The organism is Methylocaldum sp. 14B (genome assembly GCF_002005105.1).
Lineage (GTDB): Bacteria > Pseudomonadota > Gammaproteobacteria > Methylococcales > Methylococcaceae > Methylocaldum.
The window spans coordinates 19,810-32,788 of record NZ_MSCV01000025.1 but is presented as its reverse complement, the minus strand read 5'-3'; the positions used below and the strand labels follow the sequence as shown (position 1 = coordinate 32,788).

At 55.1% G+C, this 12,979-nt stretch carries 12 protein-coding genes; 9 read left to right on the top strand and 3 right to left on the bottom strand.

Annotation, left to right across the window (positions count from 1 at the left end; genetic code table 11):
- Positions 1-26: 26 nt before the first annotated feature.
- The 3 genes from B2A78_RS17165 to lpxB all read left to right on the top strand — a co-directional run bounded on the left by B2A78_RS17165 (position 27) and on the right by lpxB (position 3,364).
- Positions 27-962 carry a Gfo/Idh/MocA family oxidoreductase gene (locus B2A78_RS17165; protein ID WP_077731244.1) on the top strand — a complete coding sequence of 312 codons (936 nt, stop codon included), beginning with the start codon at positions 27-29 and terminating at the stop codon, positions 960-962.
- Positions 963-1,068: 106 nt separating this feature from the next.
- On the top strand, positions 1,069-2,166 hold the full coding sequence (locus B2A78_RS17160; RefSeq protein ID WP_077731243.1) for a DegT/DnrJ/EryC1/StrS family aminotransferase: 1,098 nt from the start codon (positions 1,069-1,071) through the stop codon (positions 2,164-2,166).
- Complete coding sequence (gene lpxB, locus B2A78_RS17155) at positions 2,159-3,364, top strand: lipid-A-disaccharide synthase (protein ID WP_077731242.1); 1,206 nt, start codon at positions 2,159-2,161, stop codon at positions 3,362-3,364. Before B2A78_RS17160 ends, lpxB begins: the two co-directional genes overlap by 8 nt.
- Here lpxB and B2A78_RS17150 read toward each other — a convergent pair.
- On the bottom strand, positions 3,340-5,151 hold the full coding sequence (locus tag B2A78_RS17150) for a bifunctional diguanylate cyclase/phosphodiesterase (protein ID WP_077731241.1): 1,812 nt from the start codon (positions 5,149-5,151) through the stop codon (positions 3,340-3,342). The genes lpxB and B2A78_RS17150 overlap by 25 nt on opposite strands.
- 223 nt (positions 5,152-5,374) lie before the next feature.
- Between B2A78_RS17150 and B2A78_RS17145 the strand changes: the two genes are divergently transcribed.
- From B2A78_RS17145 to B2A78_RS17125, 5 genes are all read left to right on the top strand, one after another.
- Positions 5,375-5,872, top strand: a complete 498-nt coding sequence (locus tag B2A78_RS17145; protein ID WP_077731240.1) for a GreA/GreB family elongation factor — start codon at positions 5,375-5,377, stop codon at positions 5,870-5,872.
- A gap of 3 nt (positions 5,873-5,875) precedes the next feature.
- On the top strand, positions 5,876-6,589 hold the full coding sequence (locus tag B2A78_RS17140) for a SprT family zinc-dependent metalloprotease (RefSeq protein WP_077731239.1): 714 nt from the start codon (positions 5,876-5,878) through the stop codon (positions 6,587-6,589).
- Between the two features lie 4 nt (positions 6,590-6,593).
- Positions 6,594-7,085 carry a protein disulfide oxidoreductase gene (locus B2A78_RS17135; protein ID WP_077731238.1) on the top strand — a complete coding sequence of 164 codons (492 nt, stop codon included), beginning with the start codon at positions 6,594-6,596 and terminating at the stop codon, positions 7,083-7,085.
- 36 nt (positions 7,086-7,121) lie between these two features.
- Complete coding sequence (locus B2A78_RS17130) at positions 7,122-8,099, top strand: NAD(P)H-quinone oxidoreductase (protein ID WP_077731237.1); 978 nt, start codon at positions 7,122-7,124, stop codon at positions 8,097-8,099.
- A gap of 61 nt (positions 8,100-8,160) precedes the next feature.
- Entirely contained in the window at positions 8,161-8,874 is a 714-nt protein-coding gene (locus B2A78_RS17125; protein WP_077731236.1) for a tetratricopeptide repeat protein, read from the top strand.
- A gap of 12 nt (positions 8,875-8,886) precedes the next feature.
- Here the strand turns inward: B2A78_RS17125 and B2A78_RS17120 are convergent, their stop codons facing one another.
- Positions 8,887-9,198, bottom strand: coding sequence for a pyrimidine/purine nucleoside phosphorylase (locus B2A78_RS17120; protein ID WP_077731235.1), 312 nt, complete (start codon positions 9,196-9,198; stop codon positions 8,887-8,889).
- A 178-nt stretch (positions 9,199-9,376) separates the two neighbouring features.
- On the opposite strand from B2A78_RS17120, the gene B2A78_RS17115 reads away from it, so the two are divergent.
- Positions 9,377-10,339, top strand: a complete 963-nt coding sequence (locus B2A78_RS17115; protein ID WP_077731234.1) for a carotenoid biosynthesis protein — start codon at positions 9,377-9,379, stop codon at positions 10,337-10,339.
- Between the two features lie 75 nt (positions 10,340-10,414).
- On the opposite strand, the gene B2A78_RS17110 is transcribed toward B2A78_RS17115, so the two are convergent.
- On the bottom strand, positions 10,415-12,958 hold the full coding sequence (locus tag B2A78_RS17110) for an ATP-binding protein (RefSeq protein ID WP_077731233.1): 2,544 nt from the start codon (positions 12,956-12,958) through the stop codon (positions 10,415-10,417).
- Between the last annotated feature and the right edge of the window lie 21 nt (positions 12,959-12,979).

Below are 12,979 nucleotides of genomic sequence, written 5' to 3'. Positions count from 1 at the left end.
CTTTCTTTCTCAGTTTAAAAAGCGCCATGAGTTCACTGAAATGTGCCGTGATCGGAGTCGGTTACTTGGGGAAGTTCCACGCGGAAAAATATGCTGCACTTCCTGATTGCGAATTGGTCGCCGTAGTCGATACGGATCTGCGGACAGCCCAAGCCGTAGCGGATAAGACCGGTAGCCAGGCGCTGACTGACTACCGGGAACTGCTCGGCCGAGTCGATGCCGTGAGCATCGTGGTACCGACCAGCTTGCATCACCAAGTGGCCAAGGATTTCTTGGCGGTGGGAGCGCATGTGCTGGTGGAAAAGCCGATCACGGTGACGGTAGAGGAGGCCGATGAGCTTATCCGCATCGCCGAAGAAAAGTGCCGCGTGCTCATGGTGGGGCATCTGGAACGCTTCAACGCCGCTCTATTGGCTCTCGATCTGACCGAGGACAAGCCGATTTTTATCGAATCGCACCGTTTGGCGCCGTTCAAACCACGCGCCAACGACGTCAGCGTAGTGCTTGATCTTATGATCCACGATATCGATATCATCCTGGATTTGGTCGATTGTGAAGTCGACCGCATCGACGCCAAAGGCGTGCCGGTATTGACCGGTGACGTCGATATCGCCAACGCGCGCATTGCGTTCAAGAATGGCAGCGTGGCCAACGTCACGGCCAGCCGCGTCAGCCAGAAAGTCGAACGCAAGATGCGTATGTTCATGCCCAATGCTTATATTTCCGTTGATTTCCAAAATCGCGCGCTGACGCGCCATCGTAAAGGTGAGGGCGAGATGTTTCCCGGCATACCGGAAATCGTCAGTGAAGAGTCCGTGTTCGACAACGGAGATGCTCTGATGGAGGAGATCAAGCATTTCGTCGCTTGCATCCGGAACGGACGCGAGCCTTTAGTGTCCGGGCATGCCGGACGGCGCGCTCTGGCAACGGCTACCGAAATCACCCGGCTACTCAACGCCTGACCATTCACGCCTGAATGGTTTTCCTGCCCCTGGCGCTGCGGTCGCGGGGGCTTAATGTCGCTACGCAACGCTTGTCATGACAACGCCTACAGGAGAGATAGATCTCATGATCCCCATGGTCGACCTAAAAGCCCAATATCTGCAAATCAAGGACGAAATCGATCAAAGCTTGAGGCAGGTCTTGGATAGCTGCGCCTTTGTTCTGGGGCCGAACGTCAAGGCCTTTGAAGAGGAAACGGCGGCTTATCTGGGGATCAAGCACGCGATCGGTGTCGCTTCGGGAACCGACGCCCTGCATTTGGCCCTTTTGGCAGCCGGTATCGGCGAAGGGGACGAGGTCATTACGACACCGTTTACCTTTATCGCGACGGCGGAAGCCATTCGCTACGTTGGCGCCAAGCCTGTTTTCGTGGACATCGATCCCAAGACCTTCAATATCGATCCTGATGCCATCGAGGCGGCGATCACCGAAAAGACTGCGGCCGTCATGCCGGTACACTTGTTTGGCCAGCCGGCGGACATGCAGCGGATTTCCGCGATCTGCGAAAAGCACGGGCTCAGGATGGTGGAAGACTGCGCCCAGTCGTTCGGTGCATCCATCGGCGGGCAGCAGACCGGCAGCTTCGGCGTGAGCGCCGGATTCAGCTTTTTTCCGAGCAAGAATCTCGGCTGCTATGGCGATGGCGGTTTGGTCACCACGAATGAGGATGATATCGCCGACAAGGTCAAGGTGTTGCGTAACCACGGGTCCGAGGTGCGGTACTACCACGACGTGATCGGTTACAACAGCCGGCTCGACGAATTGCAGGCGGCAATCCTGCGCATCAAGCTGCGACGTATCGACGATTTCAACCACAATCGCCGTCGTGTTGCCCATCTGTATTCGGACCTGATGGCGGATCTGTCGGTAACCACGCCTTATGAGGACGGCATAGGCGTACACGTTTACCATCAGTACACACTGCTGACCGACCGGCGCGACGCCGTCATGCAGGCACTCCAGAAGTCCGGCATCGCCTGCGCGGTTTATTATCCGGTGCCGTTGCATCGGCAGAAGGTATTTGCCGAAGAGTGTGCCGGGCTAACTCTGCCGGTCACGGAAGCGGTCGCGGCGCGTTGCCTGTCCTTGCCCATTTACCCCGAACTTCCGGAAGCCGATGTCCGCCGCATCGAGTCGGTCATCCGTGCGGCTTTGAATGACTGAGCGCTCGCCTCTCGTCATGTTGAGCGCCGGAGAAGCGTCCGGTGACCTCCACGCCGCCCATCTATTTCGGGAGCTCAAAAAACTCATCCCGAACCTCCGCGGCATCGGCATGGGCGGCGTCAGAATGCGCGAGGCGGGGATTGAACTCCGTTGCGACTCCACCCATCTCGCCGTCATCGGGCTCGCCGAAGTGGCCAAGCATTACGGTGAAATTCGGCGAGCGCTCCGTTCGATGCAGCAGATAGCTTGCGAAGAGAAACCGGATTTGCTGATCTGTGTCGACTACAAGGAGTTCAACTTTCGTTTGGCGCGGAAGGCAAAGGAATGCGGCGTCAAAGTCCTGTTCTATGTGAGTCCGCAGGTTTGGGCTTGGCGCCCTGGGCGGGTGAAGAGCTACGGTCGGATCGTGGACCACATGGCGGTGATATTCCCGTTCGAAGTGCCGTTCTACGAGGCCTATAAAATACCGGTGACCTACGTGGGCCATCCTTTGGCGGGAAAGGTAAAGCCCTCCATGGAGCGATCCGAAGCTATGGCTAAATTCGGATTTGCGGGCAAACGCCCGGTTATCGGACTGTTGCCGGGTAGCCGGGTCAACGAGATTAACCGGCTTCTGCCCGTGATTCTAGGCGCTGCGGGACGGTTGGCGCACGAGTTTCCGGGAGCGCAATTCGTTCTTTTTCGCGCCCCTTCGATATCGGACGAGTTGCTGCACAGCCATCTTGCGCTTAGCGATCTACCCGTCCGCGTGATCGAAGGGCAGGATTACGATGCCCTGCAATGCTGCGATGCCGTGATCACCGTTTCCGGCACCGCGACGCTTGAAGTGGCATTGCTGGGTATACCGATGGCAATCGTCTATCGGCTGACTCCGCTCAGTTATTGGTTGGGGCGCCTGCTGGTCCGCATCCCTTATATCGGATTGCCGAACATTTTGGCGGGTCGTCATGTGGTCCGCGAGTTTATTCAGCACGATGCGGCGCCGGACAATATCGCCGGCGAGATCACCCGAATTCTTCGGGATCACGATTATGCAGAAGCGATGCGGCAGGCGCTCAGGCAAATCAGGGACGACTTGGGAGACAAGAATGGCGCGCTCAAACTCGCGCAGCTGGCAGCGGAAATGCTGAACTTGGAATCGAAGCCGAAAGCGGCATCCGATCAATCAGTCAGTCAGTGCATGAACAACTTGGTTTGAATGGCGATTTCTTCCAGGGTCGAAGTCAGATTGATTCGTTCTTCGCTCTCGAGATTTTCGATGTACATCGCGTTGCCGCAAGATTCCTTAGCCTTCTTTTTGGCTATCGATGCCAGTTCGGCGATAACTTCCTTGGTCAAGCCATTCTGACTCGCGGCCACCGGCAAAATGCCGATCGAAAGAGATACGAAAGGAAAATATCGTTTCTCTCCATACCTGTCGCACGCTTCGATGCCGCCGATTTGTCGGTCTTTGGCGGTGTAATGTTCCGGTACGAGCGTCTCGAAGGTTTGTAACAGGTGTCGACAGCGTTCTTTCCAGTCGGCGCTCCGGAACAGGACGATAAAATCGTCGCCGCCGATATGCCCTACAAAGTCCAAATCGGTATCGGCCGTTTCTGTCATGAGTCGGCCCACAAGCTGGATGAGATCGTCGCCGCGTAAATAGCCATAAACGTCATTGTAAGCTTTGAAGTAATCGATATCGCAATATGCGACGACGAAATCCTCTCGATTACGCAGGAACTCATCCAGTTTCTGTTGAATCAAAACACTACCGGGCAATAGTGTCAGCGGGTTCGCGTAGCGGGCTTTAGTGATCTGCAAATCGGTGATCGTGCTCAGGAGATCCAGAAGAGTGCCTTTGCCGATCAAACGTCCGTTTTCCGTAATAATGAATTCGTCCGTTTGGTGATTGACCGCGCTGGTCAGGCAGCGACTGACGTCCTCGAGGGATGTGTGGAGGTCGAACTTGAGCGTTGGCCTGAAGGCGAATTCCTGTATGGGTTTTCGACCATGCAAGTCGCGTCCGTATCGGCTCGCCAAGAGATTCATCAGGTCGTTGCGCAAAATCAGTCCCAAGGGTTCGCCATTGTCTACAATGGCCACCGATTGGAGCGTTTCACTGATTCGGAAGAGATCGCCGACTTCTTCCATGGTTGATTGTGGCGATATGGTCGGAACTTCTTTCAACAGGTGTGCGATCGTCAGCTTTTCCGAATAAACGTTGCGTTTTTGTCGGTCACTGAACAGTTGCGGGTTAAGCGCGATATCGGGAGTCTTTTTCGGTGGAGCAAAATAGAATCCCTGGGCCATGTCGATGCCCAGGTTGCGCAAGGCAGCATATTCGTGTTTATGTTCGATACCCTCGGTTATAGTCTGGCAACCCAGAGACTTGGCGATTTCTATGATGGACTTGATGAATTGGCGCTTGGTTTGGTCTTCGTCGACGCCCTCGATGAAATGCCGATCGATCTTGACGAAATCCGGATTCAGCTCTGACCAGAGCTTAAGACTGGAATGGCCGGCTCCGAGGTCGTCCAAGGCGACTTTGAAACCCATTCCGCGATAGTGCTGGAGGGCATGCTGAAAAACTGTCCAGTCTTGAATGGGTTGCGTTTCGGTGATTTCGACAACGACGCGATCCGGATCCAATTTGTGATTCTGTAGGTACATGAGTGTTCGTCCGTGAATGAATTCGTCGTCGGTCAAGGTAATGGGATTGATGTTGACGAAGAGATGTCCCGACAGAGCGAGTTTGGCGAATTGGCGGATGATGAGCTTGCGGCAGAGAAAGTCCAGTTCCACCAGGCGCCCATACTTGGCCGCCGCGGCGAACAGAACGTTGGGCCTATGTAGCAAAGATTCGGACGGTCCTCGAATTAAGCCCTCATATCCAAAAATCGCTTGTTTATCCAATACGACTATCGGCTGAAACAAAACGGTTAGCTGTTCCAGCGCGAGAATACGATCCAGCAGGCTTTTGACGTGGACTTCTTGCTTCTGCACCTAGGACTCGTCGCGATCGGTGAATGAGGCAGTCGTTTAATGATGAACTATAGCAGTTTGTATCATTTTGACCGACAAATATGACAGCAAACGTTTTAGGAACGTGTAAACATAAATTGCAACTGGCCTTGGCATTGGCTTCGGCAATGACGCCGAATGCCTCGGCACTTCCGGGCACGGGATTTTTCCATGCCTCTCTCGGTAAGATTTTGAGGTGGTTATCATGAGTCGCGCTTTTGTCAAAGAACCGGATGGCGAACAGCTTGGTGACGATCTTCCCGAACGGCCTCGGAGCTCGTATACCAATTATGTTACTCCGCAGGGATTGGCGCAGCTGCAACGGCGGGTTCGCGAGCTTAGTGCGCAAAAAGAGGCCCTGATTGGGAACGACGATCTGGGCGCCCGGCAACAGCTTAAGCAGGTGGAGCGCGATTTGCACTATTACGAGGAGCGTGTTCAAAGCGCCGTGGTGGTGCAGCCGGAAGCCCAGTCCGACGACAAGGTACGCTTCGGTTCAACGGTCGAGGTTCTCGATTCCGACGGCCAGACGCTGCGTTTTACCATCGTTGGCGAGGACGAGGCGGATGCGACTCATGAGAAGATCAGCTGGATGTCGCCTTTGGCACGGGCTTTACTGGAGGCTCAAGTGGGGGATGTAGTGACGTGGAAGAGACCGGTGGGGGATAAGGAATTGGAAGTCGTCGCGATTCGAAAAGGCTAGGCCGTGTCGTCAGGCTTTCCTTTGCCTTACAGCATTCGCCATAGCCGACGGGCCAAGCATCTTCGTTTGGTCGCGAAACCCGAAGGAATCGAGCTCGTCGTGCCGCCCACGATCAGCGAAGCTCGAGCCCTGGCGTTCTTGCACAAGCATCGCGACTGGGCCGAACGCAAGCTTTCGGAGATGCGTTCGACGACTGCTCAATCCGGGCCGGCGCAGCGTTTGGAGAACGGTTCGACCGTTCCGTTTCAAGGTCGTGAAGTGCCGCTCGTGATCCGCGAGCATACCGGGCGGCGGACGCATATCCAGTATGATGGCCATTTCCTGGTCTCCGTACCTGCGGGTACGGAGAACCAGCCGCATCTCGCCAGGAATGCACTTTTTAACTGGACGAAGTTGTGGATACGAGATCAGGCCGGATTCATCATACAAAGACATGCTGTTCGCTTCGGATTGTATCCGCGTCAAATTAGGGTCAAGCGGATGAGTAGCCGATGGGGGAGTTGCGGCCCTAGGAACGACATCAACCTGAACTGGCTTCTGGCTTTTGCGCCGCCGTCGGTATTGGAATACGTGGTTGTGCATGAACTATGTCACATCCGCCATCGGAATCACTCGGCCGATTTCTGGGCCTTAGTCGCCCGGCATCTGCCCGCCTATTCCGGCGAACGCCAGTGGCTGCGCCAGAACGGTGCGGCTCTTTTGAGACGGTTCGAGTAGCGCCGTGGCAAACAAGCTGAAGCAAATAGTGGTATTCGGCAGTACCGCGGTTGTGCTGTACATCGGTGTGCAGTTGATCGCCACTCGCAGCTTGGTGTCCGGGATGCCGCCCCCGATACGGGCAACTGCTTTGGACGGCACGGCGTTGGATGTACCCAAGCCGGAAGGACGGCCGGCCGTAATCTACTTTTGGGCGAGTTGGTGTCAGATCTGCAAGGCGATGCAGAGCTCCATTCGATCATTGGCACGAGATACGCCGCTGGTCAGCGTGGCGCTGCTTTCCGGGGACGAAACCGAGGTCCGTGAGTACGTCAAGCGGGAAGGATTCGAGTTTCCGGTAGTTCTCGACCAGGATGGCGCTATCGGCAGAGACTACGGAATTCGGGGTGTACCGGCCGTGTTTATTTTGGGTCCTGACGGTCATATTCGCTTTTCCACCATCGGCTACACCAGCGAATTGGGGCTCCGGTTGCGGCTTTGGCTGGCGGGTCTATAGGAGTTTTTTGATTTGACTGGTATTTTCCCCGGCACGATGGCGGCCGTCGAGATCGCCCAATCGGGCGGTCCGGAGGTTTTGCAGTTGTGTCGGCGACCGATGCCGCAGCCGGGGCCTGGCGAAGTGCTGATCAAGGTAGCTGCGGCCGGGGTGAACCGGCCGGATGTCATGCAGCGCAAAGGGCTTTACCCGCCTCCGCCGGAAGCGTCCGATATACCGGGCTTGGAAGTCGCGGGCAAAGTGGTAGCTTTGGGCGAAAGCGTGCGTGAGCCCGCCATCGGCGAATCGGTTTGTGCCCTGGTGAGCGGCGGGGGATATGCTGAATATTGCGTGGCCGCCGCGGCACTCTGTTTACCTATGCCGAAAGGATTTGGGCCGATCGATGCCGCCGCCATGCCTGAGACGTTTTTCACGGTCTGGACCAATGTATTCGAGCGGGGCGGGCTGAAACCGGGAGAAAGCATGCTGGTACACGGGGGCAGCAGCGGCATCGGCACCACGGCCATTCAATTGGCCCGTGCATTCGGCGCCAGCGTGTTCGTAACCGCGGGAAGCGCGGAAAAATGCCGGTTCTGCGAGCAGCTCGGGGCTACCGCGATCAACTATCGCGAGGAAGACTTCGTCGACCGCATCAAGGCACTGACTGAGGGCAAGGGCGTGAACCTGATTCTCGATATGATCGGCGGCCCTTATCTCCAGCGGAATCTCAGTTGTCTCGCCGCAGATGGCCGCTTGGTCGTGATCGCGGTTCAGGGCGGACCCAAGGCGGAAATCAACCTGCTTCCCATTTTTTTGAACCGTCTGACCTTGACCGGCTCAACCTTGCGGCCGCGGAGCGTGGAAGAGAAGGCCACGATTGCCGATGCGCTGAGGCGGAAAGTGTGGCCGCTGCTCGAATCGGGTCACGTCAAGCCGGTGGTGCACGCCACGTTTACCTTGGCCAAGGCAGCAGAAGCCCATCGACTGATGGAAAGCAGCCGGCATATGGGCAAGATCGTCTTGTCGGTCGCTTGAGTGCGGACAGGCTAGCGGCTTGCGCGCTTTTTTAGCTGAATTCAAGAAACCGGAATAAATCGTGATCTCAGTTGGCTACAAGAAATTTCCAGTTCTGACGTTATTGGCGGCGAGCGTCTGGCTGGTCTCCCCGGCATCGGCTTGGGCCGGATTCGAGGAAGGTATGGCGGCCATCGAACAGCGTGACTATTCCGCGGCCTTCGCTGAATTCAAGCCTATGGCGGAGCAGGGCATGCCGGAAGCTCAAGTCAATTTGGGCAATCTTTACATGAAAGGGCTAGGTGTGCCGCTGGACTATGTCGAGGCGCGGCACTGGTACGAGCAAGCGGCCAGGCAAGGCGATACAACGGCCGAAAGCAAGCTCGGCGTTCTTTACTTCTATGGTCTGGGAGCTCCGATCGACATGGGCGAAGCTGCGCGTTGGTTCAGCAAAGCGGCCGAGCAGGGCGATGCCAGCGCCCAAGCCGTGCTGGGTTCGCTTTATGCATCCGGCAACGGCATCGACAAGGACAATGCTCAGGCGTATTTCTGGTACACGCTCGCGGCAGAACAGGGTAATCAGAACGCGGCCGATGCCAAGGACAGCCTGGTCGAGGAAATGGCTCCCGGCGAAATGGCCCTGGCTTTGGACCGTCTCGCCGAGTGGCAGAAGCAAAAGGAGAATGCTGAGGCGCTTTCGCTAGAGAAGCCAAAGGCAAAAAACGCGCACGTTAAGAAAGCATCGAAGAAAGCGACTCAAAAGACCAAGATGAACCATAAGAGCCAATCGCGTTAGTTTTTGTTTGTCTCAGGCGAAGTGGCAAACATAATCCAGCATGTCAATCACTTCGATATCGAATCGGCTGTTGCCAGGAATTTCAAATGAATCGCCGGCCCCGTAAGTTTTCCATTCCGTCTCGCCCGCTAAGCGCACTCGGCAAGCGCCGGCATTGATTTCCATGGTTTCCGGCGCGGCGGTGCTGAAAGCCAGGGCGGACGGGAAGATCACGCCGACAGTCTTGCGGCTGCCGTCCGGAAAAAGGACGGTATGGCTGATGCATTTGCCGTCGAAATAGACATTGGCTTTCTTGACGACGCTGACGTTGTCGAATTGCGACATGGTGGCTCCTTAAAAACAAAGGCCGCCATTATACGTGACGGTTCGGCGTCTTGAAGAATCTCGCGGTTTCACGGAGAGCGTAATCGATATCGAGTTGGTGAATGAGCATTCAGGCCACCTGGCCGTCAAAGTCCTTGCCGGTTAATATGAAAGGTTTCGTAAACCTCGCACCTGTCGAATGTTCGAGCAACTCCTCTGGTCCTTGATCCATCGTCCGTACATCACGGTTTTTCTGATCGCATTCCTGCTGCTTTCCTGGCTGGAGCAAGGCGCTCGGCGAACGGTGATCTGGGTGATCAGCAGCTATTTGGTGGCTCTGCTGGCCGAATGGGGGAGCATCAACCATGGAATTCCGTTCGGGAAGTATGTCTACCATTACGAGGCGCTGAGCAACGATTTGGTCGTTTTTGGCGTTCCGTTCTTCGACAGCCTGTCGTTTTCATTTCTCAGCTATGTCAGTTTCTCGCTGGCGCAGTTCTTTATGTCTCCCCTATGGATCAAGGCGTACGACGTGCAGCGCGTAACCTCGGTAGAGGTCCGAAATTCGGTGTCGGTGTTGCTGCTCGGTGCATTTCTTATGCTGGTCGTCGACCTTATCGTCGACCCGATCGCCAACCTCGGCAAATATTGGTTCTTGGGGGACATTTATCATTATCCTGACCCTGGCGTTCATTTCGGCGTGACCCTCGAAAATTACGCCGGCTGGTATATCGTCGCGACGGTGACGATTTTGCTGAATCAGCGCATCGATCGGCTGTTGCTGGACCGGGAGCAAAGGCGCGGAGAGCCGGTTAGACTGGTCTATGTGCCGTTGAAGGGATTGTTCGCTCCGTGTTTCTGGAGCGGCATCGTGATTTTTCAACTGGGAGTGACTTACTGGCTCGCCTATGGGGTAGAGGCGGTTCCCGATCAAGAACAATTGAAGTTACAGGCGCTGACCGGCAGCTTCATCATCGCGCCGATCCTGGTACTCGCCGCGGCGCAGCTGACCAAGCCTTCCAACCGTGTAAAGGGCGACGATATACGGGAACGAATCGGTACCTATCCGTTGGGTTCTGCTGTCCGCAGCGACGACGAACCACGCGGGGCGTCGCCGCCGGCAACGCTCGTTGCGGCGTCGCAAGACCATGAAGGTTTTTGACAGCTCCGGCGTCGCACAAACCGGCGCGGCCCACATCCGACCGGAGATAATTCTTGACATAAGATCCGGGCAGGGTTACGAGGCCTTGGCGCGTGCCGGCTTTGCATGTGAACCGGTGTCGGCGTAGCGCCAGGTCAGGCCCAAGGATTTTTGCAGGCTGTTCAGCAAATCCCCGAGATCTACCGGCTTGGTGATGAAGTCATCGAAGCCCGATGCCAGGCACATGTCTCTGATGTCATCGAACGCATGCGCGGTGACTGCGATGACTTTGACGTTTTGCCCGGATTCCGTCTGCCGTAAATGTTTGACCGTTTCTGCCCCATCCATATCGGGCATCAAGAGATCGATCATGATCAGGTCAGGTTCGAAAAGCGCGAACTTGTCCAAGCATTCTCTGCCGTTCGAGGCCGTTTCTATGACAAAATCCAGTGATTCCAGAAGCGCCGACAGCATCGTCAGATTATCCGGATTATCGTCGACGATCATGATCCGTCGCGCTTTTCCGGTGTAACCAATGACCTGATTCTCATCGGCTTTCGGTTTCGACGGATTCGATGCTGCCGGCAACGCCAGCGAAACCGTAAAAACACTGCCTTGGCCGCGAGTGCTTTGCACGTCGATTTGTCCGCCCATGGCATCCACCAACCGCTTGCTGATAGCTAGCCCTAAGCCTGTTCCTTCCGTAGAGTCGTGATCGGCCACTTGCTCGAAGGCCAGGAAAATTCGTCCCATATCCTCTTCGGCGATACCCTGGCCGGTATCTTCAATCCGGAAATAGACGGTTTCTCCATGACTGAAGACTTTCAGAGCGGCATACCCCTGATGGGTGAACTTTATGGCGTTGCCGAGGAGATTGATGAGTATCTGCCGTAAGCGCTTTTCATCACCGATAACGTATTCGGGTAGAGTCGCGGCCTTTTCATAGATAAAACCAACGCCCTTATTTATTGCTCGGAATTCGAACATCTCGGCAATGCCGTCGAGAAACTCTACGAAATGGAAAATGGAATTTTCCACCTCCAGTCGCCCCGCCTCGATTTTGGATAAATCGAGCAGATCGTTGATCAATGTCAGCAAATGATGTCCGGAGCGGCCGATATAACCCAGATATTCCTTGTGTTTTGAGGTGAGATCGGTCTGTTTTTGAAGCACCTGGGTAAACCCGAGTATTCCGTTCAAAGGAGTTCTCAACTCGTGGCTGATGTTGGCGAGAAACTCGGTTTTGGCGCGATTCGCGGCTTCGGCGGCCTCTTTTGCTTCCTTTAGGGCCAGTTCGCCTTGCTTGCGTTCCGTAATATCGACCCAGGCGCCGATCGCTTCGATCATGTTTCCCTCGGAATCTCGAAGCGATCTAAGCTTGTCGTGAATCCACCGGTACGAGCCGTCCTTGTGTCGAAACCGGTATTGATGCGTGAGTTCGCCTTGACTAATCAGGAGGCTTTGATTTTCCAGAGCGGCAGCACGGTCGTCCGGATGAACATGATCGATCCAGAAGGTCTCGTCGCAATACCATTGGTGCGGTTCATAGCCGGTCACCAGGGTTATGGTTTCGCCCATGAAATCGACCTTGAAGGGGCATTCCGGATTGCCCGTTCGGGAGAGTATGTAAATTACGGATGGGCTGGTATTGACGATATATTCGAGCCGATTCTGGGATTGCTCCAATTTCTGCTGTTGGGTGCGCAGAGCAAGCTCAAGCTGTTTGTAGTCGGTGATATCTGTGAATACCGCTTGGATCAATTTTTTTTGATTGAGCTGAATGACCTTGGTGGTGACGCGGATATTCCGTACGATGCCGCTTTTTGTAATATGCTCGGTTTCGAATACATCTTCCCCGGTATCACGAGTTTTCTCGATATGTCGTCTGATGTCCTCTTCCGATTGCTGCCGATCGATATCGCTTATTCGCAGTTTCCGGAATTCGTCACGCCTATATTCGAGATTTTGGTGAGCCTTCGGATTGAAGTCGATCAATTTGCCGCTTTCGATATCCATCAGCACCAGCGCATCGGGCATTTGCTCGAATAACGTGCGATAGCGGCTTTCCGATTCGCGTAACGATTCCTCGATGCGGAGGCGCTCCAAGATTTCGTCCTCGAGTTGGGCGTTTGCTTCGACCAGTTGCGCGGTGCGTTGCTCCACCATTTTTTCGAGATTGGCGTTTAGTTGTCTGATTTCCTGCTCCTTCCCTTTGCGCTCTTCGATCTCATGCTGCAACTGGCGGTTTGTCTCTTCGAGCTTGGCAGGACTCGGGAGTTTGAGGGCGTGGGGAATCAGCGGCCAAAGCAGGACCGAGGTCGCGATCGAGACTAGGCCGGTAAACAGTTTGACGAATCCTTCCAGCACGTAATTGGGATGCCAAATCGTCCAGATTTCCATTAGATGCGTTGTCCCGCACGCCATGATGAAGATGCCGAACAGGACAAAGATCGAGCGGAACTCAAGGTCCCGCCGCTTGAGGACGAAGAAAATCAGTGCCGCGGGGATGGAATAATAAGCCGCCGTAATCAGCGAATCCGATAGGACATGAAGAAGCAGCAAATCGGAGCGCCAAAGAAGGCATGTCCCGTGAGGTATGAAATCTTTGATCGTCTGAGAATCGAAGAGATTTTCGAACATGGTAGGCGCACTTGAAGTGAA

Coding starts and splice junctions, on each gene's coding strand:
- B2A78_RS17130 (WP_077731237.1), top strand. CDS start 7,122: ATGGCGGCCGTCGAGATCGCCCAATCGGGCGGTCCGGAGGTTTTGCAG.
- B2A78_RS17115 (WP_077731234.1), top strand. CDS start 9,377: ATGTTCGAGCAACTCCTCTGGTCCTTGATCCATCGTCCGTACATCACG.
- B2A78_RS17160 (WP_077731243.1), top strand. CDS start 1,069: ATGATCCCCATGGTCGACCTAAAAGCCCAATATCTGCAAATCAAGGAC.
- B2A78_RS17165 (WP_077731244.1), top strand. CDS start 27: ATGAGTTCACTGAAATGTGCCGTGATCGGAGTCGGTTACTTGGGGAAG.
- B2A78_RS17145 (WP_077731240.1), top strand. CDS start 5,375: ATGAGTCGCGCTTTTGTCAAAGAACCGGATGGCGAACAGCTTGGTGAC.
- B2A78_RS17110 (WP_077731233.1), bottom strand. CDS start 12,958: ATGTTCGAAAATCTCTTCGATTCTCAGACGATCAAAGATTTCATACCT.
- B2A78_RS17120 (WP_077731235.1), bottom strand. CDS start 9,198: ATGTCGCAATTCGACAACGTCAGCGTCGTCAAGAAAGCCAATGTCTAT.
- lpxB (WP_077731242.1), top strand. CDS start 2,159: ATGACTGAGCGCTCGCCTCTCGTCATGTTGAGCGCCGGAGAAGCGTCC.